At 47.3% G+C, this 21,067-nt stretch carries 20 protein-coding genes and 4 tRNA genes; 20 read left to right on the forward strand and 4 right to left on the reverse strand.

Annotation, left to right across the window (positions count from 1 at the left end; translation table 11 throughout):
* Positions 1-10: 10 nt before the first annotated feature.
* A complete protein-coding gene (locus SD425_RS03795; RefSeq protein WP_324675584.1) occupies positions 11-1,189 on the reverse strand; it encodes a family 16 glycosylhydrolase in 1,179 nt (392 codons plus the stop codon).
* 256 nt (positions 1,190-1,445) lie between these two features.
* On the opposite strand from SD425_RS03795, the gene SD425_RS03800 reads away from it, so the two are divergent.
* From SD425_RS03800 to nadD, 7 genes are all read left to right on the forward strand, one after another.
* On the forward strand, positions 1,446-2,219 hold the full coding sequence (locus tag SD425_RS03800) for a glycosyltransferase family 2 protein (protein WP_324675586.1): 774 nt from the start codon (positions 1,446-1,448) through the stop codon (positions 2,217-2,219).
* The gene (locus SD425_RS03805; protein WP_324675588.1) at positions 2,216-3,265 is read left to right on the forward strand and encodes a glycosyltransferase family 9 protein; all 1,050 of its coding nucleotides are present in this window, start codon (positions 2,216-2,218) and stop codon (positions 3,263-3,265) included. The genes SD425_RS03800 and SD425_RS03805 overlap by 4 nt, the downstream gene beginning before the upstream one ends.
* Positions 3,266-3,292: 27 nt before the next feature.
* Complete coding sequence (locus SD425_RS03810; RefSeq protein WP_324675590.1) at positions 3,293-4,570, forward strand: O-antigen ligase family protein; 1,278 nt, start codon at positions 3,293-3,295, stop codon at positions 4,568-4,570.
* A gap of 87 nt (positions 4,571-4,657) precedes the next feature.
* Entirely contained in the window at positions 4,658-5,305 is a 648-nt protein-coding gene (locus SD425_RS03815; protein ID WP_324675592.1) for a sigma-70 family RNA polymerase sigma factor, read from the forward strand.
* Between the two features lie 16 nt (positions 5,306-5,321).
* Positions 5,322-5,606 (forward strand): hypothetical protein, encoded by a 285-nt coding sequence (locus tag SD425_RS03820; protein ID WP_324675594.1) that lies wholly within the window; start codon positions 5,322-5,324, stop codon positions 5,604-5,606.
* 9 nt (positions 5,607-5,615) lie between these two features.
* Entirely contained in the window at positions 5,616-6,200 is a 585-nt protein-coding gene (gene gmk / locus SD425_RS03825) for a guanylate kinase (RefSeq protein WP_324675596.1), read from the forward strand.
* The gene (gene nadD / locus SD425_RS03830; RefSeq protein WP_324675598.1) at positions 6,197-6,778 is read left to right on the forward strand and encodes a nicotinate (nicotinamide) nucleotide adenylyltransferase; all 582 of its coding nucleotides are present in this window, start codon (positions 6,197-6,199) and stop codon (positions 6,776-6,778) included. Before gmk ends, nadD begins: the two co-directional genes overlap by 4 nt.
* Before the next feature lie 70 nt (positions 6,779-6,848).
* On the opposite strand, the gene frr is transcribed toward nadD, so the two are convergent.
* The 3 genes from frr to SD425_RS03845 form a co-directional block, all read right to left on the reverse strand.
* Positions 6,849-7,412 (reverse strand): ribosome recycling factor, encoded by a 564-nt coding sequence (gene frr, locus SD425_RS03835; RefSeq protein ID WP_324675600.1) that lies wholly within the window; start codon positions 7,410-7,412, stop codon positions 6,849-6,851.
* A gap of 83 nt (positions 7,413-7,495) precedes the next feature.
* Positions 7,496-8,278, reverse strand: a complete 783-nt coding sequence (pyrH, locus tag SD425_RS03840) for a UMP kinase (protein ID WP_324675602.1) — start codon at positions 8,276-8,278, stop codon at positions 7,496-7,498.
* A 133-nt stretch (positions 8,279-8,411) separates the two neighbouring features.
* On the reverse strand, positions 8,412-8,915 hold the full coding sequence (locus SD425_RS03845) for a biotin/lipoyl-containing protein (protein ID WP_324675604.1): 504 nt from the start codon (positions 8,913-8,915) through the stop codon (positions 8,412-8,414).
* Positions 8,916-9,013: 98 nt separating this feature from the next.
* On the opposite strand from SD425_RS03845, the gene SD425_RS03850 reads away from it, so the two are divergent.
* The 13 genes from SD425_RS03850 to rpoB all read left to right on the forward strand — a co-directional run bounded on the left by SD425_RS03850 (position 9,014) and on the right by rpoB (position 20,980).
* Complete coding sequence (locus SD425_RS03850) at positions 9,014-11,608, forward strand: M1 family aminopeptidase (protein ID WP_324675606.1); 2,595 nt, start codon at positions 9,014-9,016, stop codon at positions 11,606-11,608.
* 232 nt (positions 11,609-11,840) lie between these two features.
* Positions 11,841-11,920: transfer RNA gene (locus SD425_RS03855), tRNA-Tyr, on the forward strand.
* Positions 11,921-11,994: 74 nt separating this feature from the next.
* Positions 11,995-12,067, forward strand: a tRNA-Gly gene (locus SD425_RS03860).
* Positions 12,068-12,143: 76 nt separating this feature from the next.
* Positions 12,144-12,218: transfer RNA gene (locus tag SD425_RS03865), tRNA-Thr, on the forward strand.
* A 170-nt stretch (positions 12,219-12,388) separates the two neighbouring features.
* Positions 12,389-13,579, forward strand: a complete 1,191-nt coding sequence (gene tuf / locus SD425_RS03870) for an elongation factor Tu (RefSeq protein WP_086592724.1) — start codon at positions 12,389-12,391, stop codon at positions 13,577-13,579.
* Between the two features lie 114 nt (positions 13,580-13,693).
* Positions 13,694-13,767, forward strand: a tRNA-Trp gene (locus SD425_RS03875).
* A 49-nt stretch (positions 13,768-13,816) separates the two neighbouring features.
* Positions 13,817-14,011 (forward strand): preprotein translocase subunit SecE, encoded by a 195-nt coding sequence (gene secE, locus SD425_RS03880; protein ID WP_086592725.1) that lies wholly within the window; start codon positions 13,817-13,819, stop codon positions 14,009-14,011.
* A 12-nt stretch (positions 14,012-14,023) separates the two neighbouring features.
* Positions 14,024-14,584 (forward strand): transcription termination/antitermination protein NusG, encoded by a 561-nt coding sequence (nusG, locus tag SD425_RS03885; RefSeq protein WP_324675610.1) that lies wholly within the window; start codon positions 14,024-14,026, stop codon positions 14,582-14,584.
* A gap of 125 nt (positions 14,585-14,709) precedes the next feature.
* Complete coding sequence (gene rplK / locus SD425_RS03890; RefSeq protein WP_086592727.1) at positions 14,710-15,153, forward strand: 50S ribosomal protein L11; 444 nt, start codon at positions 14,710-14,712, stop codon at positions 15,151-15,153.
* 20 nt (positions 15,154-15,173) lie between these two features.
* Entirely contained in the window at positions 15,174-15,869 is a 696-nt protein-coding gene (gene rplA / locus SD425_RS03895; protein ID WP_324675613.1) for a 50S ribosomal protein L1, read from the forward strand.
* A gap of 18 nt (positions 15,870-15,887) precedes the next feature.
* Positions 15,888-16,442: a 50S ribosomal protein L10 gene (rplJ, locus tag SD425_RS03900; RefSeq protein ID WP_324675615.1), complete on the forward strand. Its 555-nt coding sequence runs from the start codon at positions 15,888-15,890 to the stop codon at positions 16,440-16,442.
* Positions 16,443-16,505: 63 nt separating this feature from the next.
* Positions 16,506-16,886 carry a 50S ribosomal protein L7/L12 gene (gene rplL / locus SD425_RS03905; protein ID WP_086592730.1) on the forward strand — a complete coding sequence of 127 codons (381 nt, stop codon included), beginning with the start codon at positions 16,506-16,508 and terminating at the stop codon, positions 16,884-16,886.
* A 203-nt stretch (positions 16,887-17,089) separates the two neighbouring features.
* Entirely contained in the window at positions 17,090-20,980 is a 3,891-nt protein-coding gene (gene rpoB, locus SD425_RS03910) for a DNA-directed RNA polymerase subunit beta (protein ID WP_416381020.1), read from the forward strand.
* Positions 20,981-21,067: the final 87 nt, after the last annotated feature.

Here is a 21,067-nt window from a genome sequence, read left to right on the forward strand (position 1 = left end):
TACTGGGGCTCTATAAAGGGCCAGAAGGGAGTGTATTATGCTGCCAATTAGTCGAAAAGGTGAATGTTTGTAGCTGATTGTTACCACCTTGGTAAGTAATGGTGTTAGTACGAATATCGTAATGCAATTCACTTTTTACTAAGTAATCTGTCTGCTGAACATTGGCCGTTTCATGAAGGGATTCAACCTTCCAACGTTTGCCGCGGCGTAATGCACGATAGAGCTCATCGTTGTTACCCCGATAAAAGACCTCTTCAGGTGATAGTGGGTTCACAATAAGAGCACCAACTGCTGTACTGATGTTCGGTAAGCTTTCTACAATCGATTTGTTCGCTGCTTCTGGATCACTTGTATACGGCAGTGAATAGTCATTGCCACGCGGCTTTAACACTCGGATATAATCAATATCCATGTGTGCACGCTGTACAGATTGATCGTAGTTTTTCATCTGTAATGTCGCTAACAGCATTCCTGCACAATTGTGCGTGGCTATTACCGTATCGTCGACGTTATAAAGCAAGCGACCATTGAAGAAAAATGACACGCGCGAAGGAGTCCAAACGGCAGTGTAGGTATTGAAGTCATCTGAAAGCAAAGACCCGAAACGTTTGTAGAGAACAGCCCCTTTTTCTGCATTTCCTAATGAATCATTAGGAAACGTTTTGTGCCAGTCGATGACTCCTGACTGGATAACTGCAGCTGGATCAGGCTTCAGGTTATCTACCACATCTATCTCCGTATCGCCTGAGAGGAACCAGAAGGTAGGCCATGTTCCGTTTCGGCCTTTAGGGAGCTTGCACCTTATTTCGAACATTCCGTAAGTAAAGCCCGGGTACATTCCATGGCAGCTTTGGGTGCCATCTATGTCGATTATCGACTCGATCTTACCTGAGACAAACAATCTGTCTCCATGCTTGCTCGGTTTTGGTTCCGGCAAGCGTTGTGCAGAAAGGCGCAGCAAGCCGGTGCCACGGTGTTTACCATCCGAGCGCAAGGAAACTTGCTCTGGAGTGAAGTACTCATCTCCCCAGCCTTGGTCAGGATCATTCGGACTTACGAAGCGCCAGTTACGACCTAGCTCCTCTTTTTGGGTGTAAGTGAAATCATCCTTGAAAATCTCTTGGTAGTTCTTGTAATCAATTGTTGATTGTGCAATTAGCTTATTGAAGATTGCTAGAGTAATAAACAAAACTAGTACTGACCTGAGCCACATACGAAGAAGTTGGGAGGGATAAAGACTGCAATAAGCAAGCAACTGAAAGAGGTAGTAGGAGCCACCAAAGTCGCACAAATCTTGCCACAGGCTACAACTTACATCATGTGACTATTGGTACTTAGGTTGCAAGTACGCATGCTACATCAACGTGTTGTTCTGGAAAGACAGTACGTGATTAACCATGGCAGGTCAAGGCCGATGCTAACAAAATGCGGATATTTGCGCCTATATGTCCATTCTGCTTTCGGTCGTCATCATCACTTATAACGAAGAACATACTATTGGCCGCTGCCTGCTCGCTCTGCAGGATATAGCAGATGACGTGGTGGTGGTTGATTCTTTCTCGACAGATCGCACTGTCGAAATTTGCCAAGAGCACAACGCCCGAGTCGTACAGCATCAATTTGAGGGATATGTAGAGCAAAAGAACTTTGCTACTACTCAAGCGCACCACGATTATGTGCTCCAACTCGACGCTGACGAGGTGCTTACTGATGCCTTGCGCGATAGTATTCGACAGGTGAAAATGAACTGGCTGGCTGCCGGCTATACGTTAGCCCGGCTTACTAATTACTGTGGCACTTGGGTGAAACACGGTGGTTGGTATCCTGATCGTAAGCTGCGCCTCTACGACCGCCGCTGTGGACAATGGCAAGGCCTGCTGCTACACGAACGCTACGAACTATACCCTAACCAGCAAGCAATCAACTTAAAAGGAGACCTGCTTCACTATTCATATGATTCCGTAGAACAGCACGTAGCGCAGCTTAATCGCTTCACGAGCATCGCCGCCGATGAGCTAGCTTTACGCGGCAAGTATCAGGTTACGCTGTTTCACCTATTGTTGAAACCATGGTGGAAATTCGTGCATGGATACTTTTTGCGTTTAGGCTTCTTAGATGGATTCGCTGGGCTATGCATTGCCGGTATTTCTGCTTGGGGAGTTTTTCTAAAATTTGCTAAGCTGCGTACGAAGCGGCCTCGGCTTACTTCCGGCTTATGAAGACGTTTATCATTAGCCGGACAGATGCTATTGGTGATGTGGTGCTTACCTTACCCATCTGTGGTCAACTGAAGCAGATGGTGCCAGGCTGCCGGATCGTTCTTCTGGGGCGCACGTACACGCAAGCTGTGGCAGAAGCTTGCCCATGGGTAGATGCTTTCCTGGATTATGACGAGTTGAGAATTCTAGGAGAAAAAGACCAGCTAGCTATTCTGCGCGCTCAGCAAGCCGATGCCATTGTGCACGTTTTTCCTAACAGGCATGTAGCACAGCTAGGGCGTAAAGCCGGCATTCCACTACGGGTTGGTACCCGTAGCCGCTGGTTTCATTGGTTAACCTGTAATCGGCTGGTGGCGCTTAGCCGCCGGCATTCCCAGTTACATGAAGCCCAACTCAACCTGAAGCTACTAGAGCCATTCGGCTACACTGAACAACCTGGTTTAGATCAGGTAGCAGCATTGGTACGCTTGCAACCAACTGTGCCACTTGCTATCGAATGGCAGCAGTTGCTAGCTGCTCGTCGGCCAGAGCAACTCAATGTTATTTTGCATCCCCGCTCACGAGGTAGTGCTCGCGAATGGGGACTGGAGTATTTTGGTGCGCTTGCTCGCTTGTTGCACCAAGCGGGGCATCGAGTTTTTGTAACAGGCACAGCAGCGGAGGGGGAGGAACTGCGGCCATGGCTAGATGCCCATGCTGCCGTATTGGCTGGGGAGCTTACTGGTAAGTTAAACCTAGCACAACTCTTATCGTTTATTGCTGCTGCTGATGGGCTGGTAGCTGCCAGTACAGGACCTTTACACCTAGCTGCAGCACTGGGGCGGCACGCACTCGGCTTGTACCCACCAATGCGCCCTACTCATCCTGGCCGTTGGGCTCCCTTAGGGCCGTATGCTGAGTACTTGGTATTTGACCGTCCCGATTGTAACGACTGCCGACAAGTACCCGCTAGCTGCACTTGCATCAAGGCCATAGCACCACTGCAAGTGTTAGAGCGTATTTTAACTTGGCAGCACTTACCTGTTGTTACTTTTGCTGCTTTCTAGAGTTCGCCTGCTTATTCCGAATATTTTATGAGTTCATCTACGCTGGCAACTGCATTGCGGCAAGCATACCGGACTGGCTATCTTTCCCAATGCCTATTGCTAGTAGCTTGCGTTGCAGGCATTGTAGGGCTACTGTCCGCTCGGGCGTTAGTGGCCCTGAGCCCATTGGTTGGTCTACTAAGTGCGGCTACTAATCCTGCATGGCGGATTGAGCTAGCTCGATGGTGGCATAATCCGGCCGTCGTGTTTGCGGCCTTGCTTTATGCTGTGCTTGTGTTCAGCGGGCTGTATACTACGGAATGGGGCATCTGGCGACACGAGCTTTTTCGGCAGCTTCCTCTACTAGGCGTACCGCTAACTTTTGCTGTTGCTGTGCCGCTAAGTGGTCGCCAGCGGTTTCTCCTAGGTTGTATGTTCGTCCTAGGTACTGCGCTGTTGGGTACTGATACATTGGTTCGTTACCTGCTCACGGCGTCTGAAGTACACGAAATGTTTAACACTGGACAGAACATTCAAACTGTTACGGGGGTGTTTCACATCCACTTCAGTGTAATGCTTGCCTTAGCGTTTTACTTTGGCGTGTTGCTGCAGCGTAGTGCTTACGCCACCCGCTTATGGCGTTGGCTCCTGCTACTAGCAGTGCTATTAATTGTAGTCGTTTTACACGTGTTAGCATACCGCACTGGGCTGCTAGTTTTCTACAGTACTCTGCTCTTCGATGCTGTTGTGTTGATTGTAGCGCGTCGTCAGTTCTTGTGGGGGCTAGGAGCATTGATCATGTTTGCTGTCCTGCCGTGGCTTGCTTATAAAACACTAGAGCCTATCCAAGCTAGGGTCAATGGTACCTACTACGACCTTGAGCAGTTCAGTCTTAATCACGACATCAACAACTTTTCGCTCTCGAAACGTTTGGCTGCCTGGCAAACGGCGCAGGCCGTTGTCGCACAGCATCCATGGTTCGGTGTAGGCCTTGCTGATACGGAACCGGCAATGATGGAAGAGTATAGGTGGCGCGACTTTGGCCTACAGCCCGTCAACTGGGTCATGGTTCATAATCAATATTTGCATTACCTATTAGGCGCTGGTATCGTAGGTCTATTTGTGTGGCTACTTGTCTTACTCGGGCCGTTAGCGCAACCTAGAGTACGTCGTAACCCGTACGTCATACATTTCCTGCTCATTCTGTGCGTAGCAATGTTAGTTGACTCGCTTCTACAGCTTCAGATTGGCTTCAACCTTTTTGTTTTCCTCTATGGCTTCTTAGTCGTGAATGCAGAGCGGCAAGCCCAGCAGAAAGCTGGTTGACCCACCAAAAAAACAAGTAGAGCACCAACTTGCTTGTTTGGTCACTAGCTCTTTTTTTACAATTTTAGCCATCTACTCCTAGTGCCCATGAGCGATTCTCCCGAACGGGTTCCTAAGCTGAGCAAAGAAGAAAAGGACCGACGGTTCCAAGCCGAACTAATGCCCGTCCTTGATTCTCTGTACAACTTTGCCTACCGTCTCACCCTTGATGAAGATGACGCCAATGACCTCGTCCAAGAGACGTATTTGAAGGCCTATCGTTTCTTCGAATACTTCGAGCCGGGAACCAACGCGAAAGCGTGGCTGTTTCGCATCCTGAAAAACTCGTTCATTAACGACTTCCGAAAAAAGAGTAAACAACCCGCCAAAGTCGACTACAGCGAGATTGAGGGTTACTACAATACGGAAGACGTGGAGGCCGAGGGCGACGTGGGTAGCACGTCGTCGGATATGCGGCAGCAAGCAGTGCGTGACCTCATCGGCGACGAGGTGGCTAGCGCACTGAACTCCTTGCCAGTTGATTTTCGTACGGTCATTATCCTCTGTGACTTGGAGGGATTCACCTACGAAGAGATGGCAAAAGTATTGGACATTCCAATCGGGACTGTCCGTTCGCGCTTACACCGAGCACGAAATTTCTTAAAGGAAAAACTGGAAAAGTACGCCAAGTCGATGGGGTACGGCAGCGAAGAGCAAGCCGATGCATTAGCGACTGACGATGACGACAACGAATAAATAAATGATTTAGATTATGAAAGCCACCTCTACAACACCAACTAACCAGAACGCGGCCGTTACTGGCCCCGACTGTGAACGCGTGACGACAATTCTCGACCAAATCATCGTGGGCCAAGCCCCTAGCGAGGAAGATGAAGATTATTTCATCAGCCACGCCGAAGACTGCTCTCCGTGCTTCGATAGCATTGATAAGCAGCGTATTTTCGTTGGGTTTCTGACTCAGTATGTGGGCCGTAAAGGTGCGCCTAACTCATTACCTGACACAATTATGACGCGCCTTAAGACGGAAATGGCGTAATTTTGCCTGATGCAGGGTAAAATTATTGTGTTCTCAGCACCTTCTGGCGCTGGCAAAACCACTATCGTCCATCGGTTGCTGGAGCGAATTCCAGAACTGAGCTTTTCTATTTCGGCTTGCACGCGCGATAAGCGCGGCCGCACCGAAGCTAATGGTAAAGACTACTACTTCATCTCCATTGAGGAATTTCAAGAGAAAATTCGTCATGATGAGTTCGTGGAGTGGGAAGAAGTTTATGCCGGCAACTTCTACGGTACTCTAAAATCCGAAATCGAGCGCATCTGGGCTAGTGGTAGACACGCCATCCTAGATGTGGATGTAAAGGGCGGTTTGAGTATCAAGGAGTTTTATAAAGACCGTGCTTTAGCTGTCTTTGTTAAGCCTCCATCTTTAGAGATATTGGAAACCCGATTACGAACTCGTGCAACCGATTCTGAGTCCAGTATTTCTGGGCGAGTTTACAAAGCTAAATTTGAGCTCACGTTCGAGGACCGGTTTGATGTGGCCATCGTCAACGATAACCTAGATGAAGCTTCTTCACAAGCTGAAAAGCTAGTACGTAACTTCATAGCAACAGAATCGAACTTGTCGTGAACACGGCACCTAGGATAGGGTTACTGTTTGGCTCTTTTAATCCGATTCATACGGGCCATCTGATCGTAGCAAATTTTATGGCTACGCACACGGATCTAGATGCTGTATGGCTAGTGGTGTCGCCTCAAAGTCCGTTCAAAGCCGAGCAAGAGCTTCTAGCGGAGCGCGAGCGTTATCATCTAGTTCAGTTAGCTATTGCAGGAAACGAACGGCTACGAGCGTTAGATACGGAATTTGGTCTGCCTAAACCTAGCTATACTGTCGATACACTCAGTGTACTTCGAACACAGTATCCCAATCATCAATTTGTGTTATTGATGGGGGAGGACAACCTAGCTGGTTTACCAAAATGGAAACAGGTTGACCACATTCTGGAAGAAACTCCGATTTATGTATATCCGCGTTCTGGTGCTTCCGCTTTGCCAAAGGTACCTGAACAAGCACGCGTTGTAGAAGCTCCTTTACTAGATATATCGGCTACGTTCATTCGTAATTGCATACGGAATGGTAAGTCTATCCGGTACTTGGTTCCAGAGAATGTAGAGGAAGAAATTACCCGCAAGGGTTATTGGCAGTAAGTTTTATCGATCATAAAAAGCCCCAACTAAAGTTTTTTAGTTGGGGCTTTTCTGTTCTAAGTAGGCTAGCTCAGATGGTCATAATCTCAGCTTCTTTCTTGCTCATCAGATCATCAATCTTACTGATATAGCTATCTGTTACTTTCTGCACTTTAGCTTCTGCATCCTTTACCGCATCTTCTGCGGCACCTTCTTTTAATAGTTTACGCAAAGAATCATTCACGTCTTTGCGGATACTCCGGATGCGTACCTTTCCACTTTCCGTTTCATTCTTCACCTGTTTCACCAGGTCCCGACGACGCTCTTGCGTCATTGGAGGAATGTTGAGCCGTACTCCTTCCGCATCCGACTGCGGATTGAGACCTAGGTCGCTGTTCTTAATAGCCTTTACTACCTCACTAATAATGTTCTTCTCCCAAGGCTTAATGAACAGCGTACGAGCATCGGGAGCTGAGACGTTGGCTACCTGGCTGATAGGAGTAGGGGTACCGTAATAATCTACTCGTAAGCTGTCGAGCATGGCTGGAGTGGCTTTACCCGCCCGAATGCGACCTAGTTCAAGGCTGGTGTGCTGTAGCGCCTTCGCCATCGACTCTTCGCCTTCGCTTAAGTAAAACTGAATTTCTTCGTCCATCTTCTGGAATTCTGAAAGTTAAAAGTTATTAGTACGTCAGAAATTGCTGTTGTTCAACTGTTCTTGACCAAATAGTCAAATAATTAAGCCTGTCCAGTGGGTGCGTCCAAGCTAGGTTGTAAGCTGCTATGCTTTGGTTCAAGGGAAGTAGCTTCTGGACTTAGTACAACACGAGTACCAATATCCTGTCCATCAATGAGGCGCTGAAGGTTACCTGCAGTATTCATGTCGAATACAATAATGGGTAGGTTGTTCTCCTTACACAAGGTGAAGGCCGTCATATCCATTACGTTGAGGTTCTTTTCGATGACCTCATCAAAAGTAATTTCCGGGAAGCGTGTTGCAGTTGGGTCCTTTTCTGGATCAGCTGTATAAATTCCATCAACACGGGTACCTTTCAGAACAACGTCTGCTTCTATCTCAATAGCACGCAAGGAAGCAGCTGAGTCAGTTGTGAAGTAAGGGGAACCAATGCCTGCACCAAAAATTACTACACGTCCTTTCTCCAAGTGGCGTAATGCCCGTCGCCGCAAATAGGGCTCACATACCTGTTGGATTGTAAGACCGGACAGCAAGCGGGTTTGTACCCCTAAAACTTCCAAAGCGCTCTGTAAAGCCATCGAATTGATGACTGTAGCCAGCATGCCCATGTAGTCGCCCTGTACTCGGTCGAGGCCGAAAGCAGCTGCCTGTACACCACGGAAGATATTACCCCCTCCAATCACGACAGCTACCTGCGTACCGCTATCGGCCGCGGCTTTAATTTCCTGTGCGTATTGCATCAAACGAGCTGCATCAATGCCATATTGTTGCTGGCCCATTAGTGCTTCACCGCTTAGCTTCAGCAGGATTCGGTTGTACTTCAAAATAGAGAGAGTTAAGTGGAGAAATCAATTGTTGTGAGGCGAATACGGCAGCTTAACCAAGCTTGTGAAGTGTTTGTCAATTAAAAGTCAAACTGAGCATGCCTCGTCGGCAGTGGTCATTTGTATTTCTAGCTCAGCTAAATGAGATTAAAACTTGCCCTTTACTAACATTATCGCGCAGAGCCACTTTAATAGCATTGACCACTCCATCAGTAGGAGCTTTCAATATGTTTTCCATTTTCATAGCCTCCAATACTAGTAGTGGGTCGCCTTTATGAACCGTCTGACCAGATTCGACTCGGATATCGACAATAAGTCCCGGCATTGGCGCTTTTAGCTCATTTACCTTGTGTGCAGAAGCGTCAGCCATGCCTAATCGGTCGAGCAGGAGGTCAAAACGATCTTTGGCCTGAAGTTCGATAAAGTGATTACCGACTTTCAGTGTAAATGATTTTGCTGTGTAGTCAGTGCTTATTACTTCAATCGAGTAAGATCGACCTTCATAAAGCAAATGATAACGTCCATCTCCCAGCAGCACTAAGTCCCAGGTGAATAGCTCGCCATTAACGGAAATAGGACCATTAAGCTGATAATCTACTTCCCAACTGCGGTTCGAACTAGTACTTATCTGGAGCATAAAGGTGTAAGGGAAAGGGCGCGGAAAAGGGCTTAAAGATAGGTCAAATCTGAAATATTTTCGGAAATTTAGGCCACATTCCTATAGTGTCTGCTAGCATGAAATATTCGGTCCTCGGCATTCTTGGCCTGGTCCTCACGTGTCATATAACCGCACCAGCTCAAACTGTTAAGTCTACTAAAGCGGTATCAACGAAAACAGCAACTCGCAAGAAGCCAGTAAGTCCAACTGCGCAAGCTACTCCTGAACCGGCGGTTAGCACGTTGGTTGTACCCTCATGGTTGCCACCTACTACTCCCGTACAACCCACAGCTACTATTCTCACGGATTTGCTTAACACAAAGCTAGATATCCGTTTCGATTGGGCTAAACAACAACTTATTGGTAATGCTGCTTTGTTGGTTCAGTCGCACTTCTATCCGCAAAGCCAATTGGTACTCGATGCCAAGGGGTTTGATATTAAAAGCGTGCGCCTGTTGACCAAAAACAACAAGGATAAGAATCTAAATTATACTTACGACAAGCGCAAGCTTACTATTACCCTCGACCGACAGTATGCGCGTACGGAGCCATATGAGGTGCGTATTAGTTATGTCGCAAAGCCAAATGAGTTAGCAGCAGGAGGGAGTGCTGCCATCACCTCTGATAAGGGTTTGTACTTTATCAACCCCCTAGGTACTGATAAAAACAAGCCTCGGCAGATTTGGACGCAAGGTGAGACAGAAGCTAACTCTTGCTGGTTTCCGACTATCGATAAGCCGAATCAGCGCATGACGCAGGAAATCACCCTGACGGTAGATAAGCAGTTTAAGACGCTTTCTAATGGAGTGCTGATTTCTTCGAAGGGAAACCCTGACGGAACGCGTACGGATGTATGGAAGCAAAACCTAGCCGCAGCACCTTACTTGACCATGATAGCTGTGGGTGATTTTGCTGTAGTGAGCGACCGTTGGCATGGTAAGGCAGTGGATTACTATGTAGACCCTAAATTTGAAAGTACTGCACGAGCCGTATTTGGGCGCACACCTGAGATGTTAGAGTTCTTTTCTACCAAGCTAGGTGTTGAGTTTCCATGGGAGAAGTATGCTCAGGTAGCAGTATACGATTTCGTATCAGGTGCCATGGAAAACACCACGGCCGTGACGCATCGCCAAGAAGATACACAGCTCACGCAACGCGATTTACTCGACCGCGACGATGACGCTACAATCGCACACGAGTTGTTTCACCACTGGTTCGGTAATTACGTTACCTGCGAATCTTGGTCAAATCTACCTCTCAACGAATCATTTGCTGACTACGCTCAGTTTTTGTGGGCTGAACATAGTAAAGGAGCTAATGAAGCCGCTCTTGAGCAGCAAAAAGGATTGAGTCAGTATCTCTATGAGGCACAAAGCAAGCGAGAGCCGCTTATCCGCTATCACTATGAGAACCGCGAAGACATGTTTGACTCGCACTCTTATAGCAAAGGCGGACGTGTGTTACATATGCTGCGGAAATACGTTGGTGATGATGCCTTTTTTGCAGCCTTAAGCCGATACTTGACACAGAATAAATTTTCCTCGAGCGAGTTGTCGAAGCTGCGTATAGCTTTTGAAGAAACTACCGGAGAAGATCTTATGTGGTTCTTCGATCAATGGTTCTTGCAACGAGGACACCCAGAGTTGCATGTGACTCACAGCTACGCTAATGGGCAGGAAAACTTGCATGTGCAGCAAGTACAAGACACTACGTTCACTCCTCTCTACCGTCTACCTGTTACAATCACTATCTGGAACAACAATCAGCCGATTGATCATCGAATCACCATAACAAAAGCTGATCAAGTCTTTTCTATACCTGCGTCGCAACACCCTAGCTTAGTAAAGTTTGATAGCGAAGGACAATTGCTAGCCCAGATTGAAGAAGAACGTACGCAAGACGAACTACTGTTTCAGTACTACCATGCGCGCAATTATCTGCAGAAGTATGAAGCGATAGAGAAGCTACGGCCGAAGATGGGTGATTTGACTGTCAGTGGCATGTTGCGTGCCGCCTTGAATGATGATTTCTGGGCTGTACGGCAGAATGCAGCTGAAGCTTTGCGTAAATACAAAGGTCCTGAAGGAGGAGCAATTCGGAAGGAATTACAGCGAGTAGCAAGTAAAGATCAAAAGAGCCAAGTTCGAGCAGCAGCAATAACTTCCTTAGCTTCGTTTCCTAACGAGGACTTCAGTGGGTTGTATGCTACTGCACTCAACGATAGCTCGTATTTAGTAATAGGAAGCGCTATTAACGCACTAGCTAAGAACCCTTCTATTAACACCAAGGAGCAGATTAATGCTTTGCAGGAGACTCGTAATGAAACACTGTTGAATGCTTTAGCGAACTACTATGCTCTAAATGGTACTACTGATCAATATCAATGGTTTTTGCGCCGTATGGCTGATGTCAGTGACGAAAATCTATATCAATCCTATTTCGAGGATTTTGCTACCCTAATGTTGAGAATGCCTCCTGTGGAGCGTGATAAAGGTTTGCAACGTCTTGAAAGCTATGCTCGAACTGGCTCGAAGTTTTATGTACGCTTAGGAGCCTATAAGGCTTTAGGTATGATGGCCGCTACTAATTCCAACGTGAAAGCAACCATGCGGGATATTCGAGAGAAAGAAAAGGACCAACAGGTAAAAGCTATGTTTACTATGTTGCAATAAATTCTACTTAGCATGTTCATAGTAAGGAGAATAGCTTTGTTCTTCTTCCAGAAAAGAGATGTAACGTTCAGTAAGCTTTAGCTAAACTGAAAAAATAATTACATCCTTTTTGATGTGGCGCTTGACTTGCATCGGAAACCCATTAATTTTGCAGCTCCTTAAGCCATCCGTCTTAGATAGGTTTAGCTAAAAGGAGCAAAGAGCTTTTGATAAATGGTCAAGAGATCTATTTGGGGGCGTCGCATAGCGGCAATTGCGGGTGACTGTAACTCACCTCCTTCGGGTTCAAAGGTTCGAGTCCTTTCGCCCCCACTGTTGAATAGTAGATGATACAACTTGACTTTGTGATTAGCTAAGTTGGTTTTGCTATCATATACTGCTCGCATGCGGGAGTAGCTCAGTTGGTAGAGCGACAGCCTTCCAAGCTGTAGGTCGCGAGTTCGAACCTCGTCTCCCGCTCAGAACGAATTATAGAAGCAGTTAAATGCAAGTCGCGAGCTTTTGACCGTTCTTTATGAATTGTTTTGTGCAATTAGCCGTTGTAGCTCAGGGGTAGAGCACTTCCTTGGTAAGGAAGAGGTCATGGGTTCAAATCCCATCAATGGCTCCATTTATAATAGTACCGGCGGAGCAGCGCGACTGCACCGTTTGTATTTATCAAGCAAGTAAAAGCGACGTGCAGTTTTCCTACTTTGGCGAAGCTGTGTTTCGCTTTCTTGCAATATAGTCTAGTCGCGTTTTTCCCTCTTACACCACAAAATTCCTCTTAATCTCTTTACAATGGCTAAAGAAAATTTTGATCGTTCCAAGCCGCACGTGAACATCGGTACGATCGGGCACGTGGACCACGGCAAAACCACCCTGACTGCTGCTATCACAACGGTACTGGCGAACAAAGGTCTGGCCGCTAAGCGTGACTTCTCGTCGATTGACAACGCTCCTGAAGAAAAAGAGCGTGGTATCACGATTAACACGGCTCACGTAGAGTATGCTACCGAAAACCGTCACTATGCTCACGTTGACTGCCCTGGTCACGCTGACTACGTGAAGAACATGGTAACAGGTGCTGCTCAAATGGACGGCGCCATCCTAGTGGTTGCTGCTACTGATGGCCCAATGCCACAAACTCGTGAGCACATCCTCCTAGCTCGCCAGGTAGGTGTTCCTCAACTAGTAGTGTTCATGAACAAAGTGGACATGGTTGACGACCCCGAATTGCTTGAGCTCGTTGAAATGGAAATTCGTGAGTTGCTCTCTTTCTATGACTTCGACGGCGACAATATTCCGATCATCCAAGGCTCGGCTCTAGGTGGTTTAAATGGTGACGCTAACTGGGTTCCCAAGATTGAGGAGCTGATGGACGCTGTTGACAGCTACATTCCAATTCCTGCTCGTTTGACTGACCTGCCCTTCCTGATGCCGGTTGAGGACGTATTCTCAATCACAGGCCGTGGTACTGTTGCTACTGGTCGTATTGAGCGTGGTATCATCAACTCAGGTGAGCAAGTAGACATCCTAGGTATGGGTGCTAAGCAAGGTCTGAAGTCGGTAGTTACCGGTGTGGAAATGTTCCGCAAGATCCTTGATCGTGGCGAAGCTGGTGACAACGTAGGTCTGTTGCTCCGTGGTATTGAAAAAGACGATATCCGTCGCGGTATGGTTATTTGCAAGCCGGGCTCAGTAACTCCTCACCAGAAGTTCAAAGCCGAAGTGTACGTATTGTCGAAAGAAGAAGGTGGTCGTCACACTCCTTTCTTCAATAACTACCGTCCTCAGTTCTATCTGCGTACTACTGACGTTACTGGTATCATCACTCTTCCAGAGGGTGTAGAAATGGTAATGCCTGGTGATAACATCACTATCCAAGTTGAGCTGATCAACAAGGTGGCGATGGAGAAAGGACTTCGCTTCGCTATTCGCGAAGGTGGTCGTACTGTAGGTGCTGGTCAGGTTACTGAAATCCTCGACTAATCTGATTTATAGAACAATCCGCCTCTGATTTTTCAGGGGCGGATTTGTTTTATCTATACTTTGCATTACCTTTGCACTCCCAATTGAAACCTAGAGTTCATGGGAAGTGTTTCTACGGGCGTAGTTCAAGGGTAGAATAGAGGTCTCCAAAACCTTTGATGGGAGTTCGAATCTCTCCGCCCGTGCCAAAGGCCAGTTCGACTGGCTATGTTTTTAAAGCCAAACCGGCGCTAGATCATGAGTAAGCTGACGAAATATTTCCGCGATACTACTGAGGAAATGCGTTACAAAGTAACGTGGCCTTCTCTCGAAGAACTGCAGAAGAGCGCTGGCTTAGTGCTTATTGGTTCGCTGGTTTTTGCTGCTGTTGTTGGTCTAATGGATGTTGTATTCAACAAGAGCTTGGAAGTCTTTTACAATTCATTCCGTTAATCGGCTGATCTGATGGGAGAATTGAAGTGGTATGTTGTCCGCTCAGTAAGTGGACAAGAAAAGAAGGCCAAACAGTACTTAGAGACTGAAATTGGTCGTCATGGTCTCTCGGAGTTAGTACCTCAAGTATTAATCCCAGCGGAGAAGGTGTATGAAATGCGTAATGGAAAGAAACGTGTACGTGAGCGTAATTTCTTTCCTGGTTATATCCTTATCCATGCAGACTTGACGCACGGAGAAGTTGATCACATCATTACTAGTACTCCTGGAGTGATTGGCTTTCTTAGTGATAAGGAAGGGAAGAGCACAAACACTAAGCCTATTCCACTACGTCTTGCCGAAGTTAATCGCATTCTCGGAATCGTAGATGAAAGTGAAGAAGAAGTTGCTTCCCTTGAGACGCCATTTATCACCGGTGAAATGGTGAAAGTAGTAGATGGTGCGTTTAGTGGTTTCTCGGGTACTGTAAGTGAAGTATTTGAAGAGCGTAAAAAGCTGAACGTAATTGTGAAGATATTTGGCCGTAGCACTCCCATGGAGTTGAGCTATACACAGGTCGAAAAAGAATCATAGCATAAAGAAAGTTATCGTCACTAGCTAGCTGCTTCGAGCTAGTGGTGCTTCCACATATTTCGAAGCAATATTTAACTGAGGGCTATTAGTGTTACGACTATTTAGCTCGAAGCTTTTCAAACCAAATGGCCAAAGAAATTAGAGGTTATCTGAGACTTCAGATAAAGGGAGGCGCTGCGAACCCTTCGCCGCCGGTTGGACCTGCACTTGGTAGCAAAGGCCTTAACATTATGGAGTTCTGCAAGCAGTTTAATGCTCGGACTCAAGATAAGGCTGGCCAAGTATGTCCTGTTTTGATTACCATGTACACGGACAAGTCATTTGACTTCGTGGTGAAAACCCCACCTGCTCCGGTAATGTTGTTGGATGCTGCTAAAATTCAGAGCGGTTCAAAAGAGCCAAACCGAAACAAAGTAGGTTCAGTGACATGGGATCAAATTCGCCAAATCGCTGAAGTGAAAATGCCTGACTTGAACGCTTTCAAGATTGAGTCAGCAATGAAGCTTGTAGCTGGCACGGCCCGTAGCATGGGTATCACGATCAAAGGTGACGCTCCTTTCGCTCAATAACTTTAAACCAAGAAGAACTCATGGCAAAAGTTAGCAAAAAGCGCAAGGAAGCCCTTGCCAAACATGACCTAACACAAGTACGTTCGTTAGTAGAGGCTGCCAAAGTGGTAAAGGATATAACCTATACCAAGTTTGATTCTTCTGTTGACATCGACGTGCGTTTAGGTGTTGACCCACGCAAAGCAGACCAAATGGTACGTGGCGTTGCTACGCTACCTCACGGTACTGGTAAAGTTGTACGTGTACTTGCACTCGTTACGCCTGATAAAGAAGCTGAAGCGACTGCTGCTGGTGCTGACTTTGTAGGTCTTGATGATTATATCTCCAAGATTGAGAAAGGCTGGACGGATATCGACGTAATCATTACTATGCCATCAGTAATGGCAAAGGTTGGTCGTCTAGGTCGCGTGCTAGGTCCTCGTGGTCTGATGCCGAACCCAAAATCAGGTACGGTAACTACCGATGTAGCAAAAGCTGTACAGGAAGTAAAGGCTGGTAAGATTGACTTCAAAGTTGATAAAACTGGCATCATTCACTGCAGTGTTGGTAAAGTGTCGTTCGACGACAGTAAGCTTGCTGAAAACGCTTTTGAAGTTATTCAAACCTTAAACCGTTTGAAGCCTTCTTCAGCGAAAGGTACTTACATCAGAAGCATTACGCTTTCGAGCACGATGAGCCCAGCTGTACCGGTCGACACGCAAGTAACTTCCGCTTAAGATAACTAAGACGACGATATGACCCGGGAAGAAAAACAAGCCCTCGTCGACGAGTTGAGCGAGAAGTTTCAATCGCACAACGCGTTCTACATCACCGATGCTTCGGCGATGACGGTAGCGAAAATCAATGAATTCCGTCGCCTGTGCTTCAACCGCGGCATGGAGTTCAAAGTTTATAAGAACACACTGATCCGTAAAGCACTTGACACGCTTGACGGAGAGACAACAGAAATCGATGCTGCACTGAAAGGTCAGTCAGGTGTTCTGTTCTCTAAAGAGTCGGGTTCAGCTCCTGCTAAGCTTCTACAAGACTTCTATAAGCAGCAAGCTTATGGAAAAGGTGTAGAGCCGAAGCCAGCACTGAAAGGTGCATACGTAGATGCTAGCATCTACCTAGGTGCTAATCAACTTGAGACTCTCAGCACTATCAAAGGCAAGCAAGAACTCCTCGGCGAAATCGTCGGCTTGCTTCAGTCACCTGCAAAGAATGTTATCTCTGCTCTATCGAGCGGCGGAAGCAAGCTGGCTGGTATCCTCAAAACGCTTTCCGAAAAAGAAGAGGTTGCAGGCTAACCGCTGCTCATCTTTTTCACTTTCAACTTATACAACAAACAACTTTTTTAACAATCTACAGAAATGGCAGATTTGAAAGCATTCGCTGAGCAGCTCGTTAGCCTGACGGTGAAAGAAGTAAACGAACTAGCTGGTATCCTAAAGGAAGAGTATGGCATTGAGCCTGCTGCTGCTGCTCCCGTAATGGTAGCTGGCGGTGGTGGCGCTGCAGCTGCCGAAGCTCCTGAAGAGAAAACTTCGTTCGACGTTATCCTAAAAGCTGCTGGTGGCCAGAAGCTAGCTGTTGTTAAGTTGGTGAAAGACTTAACTGGCTTAGGATTGAAAGAAGCTAAAGAGCTAGTTGACGGTGCCCCTAAGCCTTTGAAAGAAGGTGTTGCTAAAGACGAAGCTGATTCTTTAAAGAAGCAGCTAGAAGAAGCTGGTGCTGAAGTAGAAGTTAAGTAAGCTGCGGCCCGCTTTTTCTTTTAGAAACATGGATAGGCCTGGCAACTAAGCCAGGTCTTTTCCTGTTTGTAGACTATAAGTTTTATTGAATTGCTCTCTTGTGCCGCATTGCGGCTTTTTGTGCCTAGGTACGAAAGAGAGTTTGGCAAAGGTTGCCATTGTTAGATTACGCTTCAGTGTCCATTTCTTAACACCCAAACGCATTGGCTACACCGAAAGCAGAGGCTTTGCAGAAAGCCGACGAGCGAATCAATTTCGCCAAGATTAAGAAAGTTATCGAATACCCAGACTTCCTGGACGTGCAGCTGCAATCGTTCCAGGATTTCTTTCAGTTGGAGACGGCTGCCGAAAGCCGTGCTGACGAAGGTCTGTTTAAGGTATTTGCGGAGAACTTTCCGATTTCGGACTCGCGCGAAAACTTCGTGTTGGAGTTCATTGACTACCACGTTGATCCACCAAAGTATTCGGTTGACGAATGCATTGACCGTGGTTTGACGTATTCAGTACCCTTGAAGGCTAAACTGCGTCTTATCTGCAATGATACGGACAATGAGGACTTCGAGACGATAGAGCAAGAGGTTTTCTTGGGGAATATTCCCTACATGACCGAAAAAGGCTCTTTCGTAATTAACGGTGCTGAGCGCGTTATTGTATCGCAATTGCACCGTTCGCCTGGGGTTTTCTTTGCTCAAAGCAAGCACACCAACGGTACTAAGCTGTACTCAGCTCGTATTATTCCGTTCAAAGGCTCGTGGATTGAGTTTGCTACGGACGTGAACAACGTGATGTATGCTTACATTGATCGGAAGAAGAAGTTTCCAGTAACAACGTTGTTGCGTGCTATCGGCTATGGCACCGACAAAGACATTCTCGATCTATTCGGTTTGTCGGAAGAGGTCAAGGCTGACAAGAAGAGCCTCAAGAAAGCTGTTGGCCGCAAGCTAGCTGCTCGGGTACTGCGTACCTGGACGGAGGACTTCGTAGACGAGGACACTGGTGAGGTTGTATCTATCGACCGGAACGAAGTGCTTTTGGAGCGCGACTCTACTATTGAGGAAGAAGATATTGACACGATCCTAAATGCTGGGGCAAAGTCGGTAATTCTGCACCGTGAAAATGTGAATATTGCGGATTTCGCAATCATCTATAACACGCTTCAGAAGGATAATTCCAACTCAGAGAAAGAAGCTGTCGAGCAGATATATCGTCAACTCCGTAATACGGAGGCTCCTGATGAAGAAACTGCTCGAGACATCATTCAGAAGCTGTTCTTCTCTGATAAGCGCTATGACTTAGGTGATGTTGGCCGTTACCGGATCAACAAGAAACTAGGTCTTGATAAGAACTGGGAAGCTCGGGTACTAACCAACGAGGACATCGTCCTTATCGTGAAGTACTTGATCGGCTTGATCAACTCGAAGGCAGTAGTCGATGATATTGACCACTTGTCTAACCGCCGAGTACGTACCGTAGGTGAGCAGCTTTACGCTCAGTTTGGCGTAGGTCTGGCCCGTATGGCACGTACGATTAAGGAACGCATGAACGTGCGCGACAACGAGGACTTCAAGCCGGTTGACTTGATCAATGCTCGTACTCTGTCGAGCGTTATCAACTCGTTTTTCGGTACAAACCAGTTATCACAGTTCATGGACCAAACGAACCCGCTAGCTGAGGTGACGCACAAACGTCGCGTATCAGCTCTTGGGCCAGGAGGTCTGTCACGTGAGCGTGCTGGTTTCGAAGTACGTGACGTTCACTACACGCACTACGGTCGTCTTTGTACTATTGAGACGCCGGAAGGACCGAACATCGGGCTAATTTCGTCATTGTGCGTGCATGCTCGTGTGAACGGCATGGGCTTTATTGAGACACCTTACCGTGCCGTGAAAGAAGGCAAGGTAGATGTAACTGAACAAGTAAAGTATCTAACTGCTGAAGAGGAAGATACTCACCACATTGCTCAGGCTAACGCTCGTATCGACGAAGAAGGAAACTTCTTGTCGGAACTTGTAAAAGGTCGCTTTGAAGGTGACTTCCCAGTAGTAGAGCCTGGTGAGTACTCCTATATGGACGTAGCTCCGAACCAAATTGTGTCGGTGGCTGCTTCGTTGATTCCTTTCTTGGAACATGACGACGCCAACCGTGCACTGATGGGTTCGAACATGCAACGTCAAGCAGTACCGCTACTCCGTCCGCAGGCACCTATCGTGGGTACTGGTCTGGAAGGCCGCACAGCTATTGACTCGCGTACGCTGGTCGTAGCTGAAGGTACAGGTGTTATCGACTACGTTGATGCTAATAAGATCATTGTAAAATATGATCTGACACAAGAAGATATTCTCGTGAGCTTCGACGCTGAACGTGTTACCTATGATCTTATCAAGTTCCGTCGTACCAACCAAGATACTTGCATCAACCTGACCCCGATCGTAAAACGCGGGCAGCGTGTTGAGAAAGGTCAGCCATTGTGCGAGGGTTATGGCACTAACAACGGTGAGCTAGCTTTAGGTCGTAACATGCAGGTGGCGTTTATGCCATGGCAGGGTTACAACTTCGAGGATGCTATTGTTATCTCTGAGCGTGTAGTTCGCGACGATATCTTCACTTCGATTCACATCGAAGAATTTGAGTTAGAAGTACGTGAAACAAAGCGTGGCGAAGAGGAACTGACTTCGGAGATTCCAAACGTTAGTGAGGAAGCCGTTCGTAACCTTGACGATAATGGTATCATCCGTCTAGGTGCTGAAGTGAAGGAAGGTGACATTCTGATCGGTAAGATCACGCCGAAAGGAGAGACTGACCCAACGCCGGAAGAAAAGCTGCTCCGTGCCATCTTTGGTGACAAAGCTGGTGATGTGAAAGACGCTTCTCTTAAAGCGCCACCCTCATTGAACGGTGTGGTTATTGGCACGAAGCTGTTCTCGCGCCCGAAGAAAGACAAGAACCTACGCGCTAAGTCGAAGAAGGAAGTAGAAGAGTTGAAAGACCGCTACGCCCAAGAGCTTCGTGGTGTGAAGGCTGTGATGGTTGACAAGCTGGTGCAATTGCTAGAAGGTAAAACTTCGCAAGGTGTAAAGCACAAGTTCGGTGACGAAATTCTTTCGAAAGGAGCAAAGTTCGGCAAGAAGAACATCACGGAGGCGCTCTTCCCCGAGAAGAACCCTTACAAAGATGAGAGCAACTATGCTGTGCCAGAAGAGGTGAATATGTTCAAAGACCTCATCTTGGAGAACTGGACGTCTGACGAGAAGGTGAATGGTATGGTGCTACAATTGGTGAAGAACTACACCAAGCGTCGCAACAACATCACGGCTCGTTTCAAGCGCGACCGGTTTACCTTGGAAGTAGGTGATGAATTACCCGCTGGCATTGTACAGCTCGCCAAAGTGTACATCGCGAAGAAGCGCAAGCTGAAAGTGGGTGACAAGATGGCCGGCCGTCACGGTAACAAAGGGGTAGTAGCTCGTATCGTTCGCGATGAGGACATGCCCTTCTTGCCGGATGGTACCCCGATGGACATCGTGCTCAACCCGCTTGGTGTACCTAGCCGTATGAACATCGGTCAGATCTATGAAACGGTACTAGGCTGGGCAGGTCTGAAGCTAGGTCGTACGTATGCTACTCCAATTTTTGATGGTGCTACCGAAGAGGAAGTATCACGTGAATTGACAGAAGCTGGCTTGCCACGCTTTGGCCGCGCTTACCTGCACGATGGTCTGACGGGTGACCGTTTCGACCAGCCTGTAACGGTAGGTGTAATCTACATGCTGAAGCTAGGTCACTTGGTTGATGACAAGATGCACGCTCGTTCTATTGGACCCTACTCGCTTATTACGCAGCAGCCGCTGGGTGGTAAGGCGCAGTTTGGTGGTCAGCGCTTCGGCGAGATGGAGGTGTGGGCACTAGAAGCTTTCGGTGCTTCCAACGTACTACAGGAAATCCTGACGGTGAAGTCGGACGACGTGATTGGCCGTGCCAAGGCGTACGAGGCAATCGTAAAAGGTGACGTGCTGCCAAAGCCAAATATTCCTGAGTCATTCAATGTGCTTATCCACGAGCTACGTGGTCTGGCTCTGGAGATTACGCTTGATTAGATAGATACAGGTACGGCTCAGTTTCATTAAGATGGAACGAGTCGTACCTATTCTAGTGTTACCCTAGGCTGCAAGGCATATTTTCTT

Origin of the sequence: Hymenobacter sp. GOD-10R (assembly GCF_035609205.1) — a bacterium.
GTDB lineage: Bacteria > Bacteroidota > Bacteroidia > Cytophagales > Hymenobacteraceae > Hymenobacter.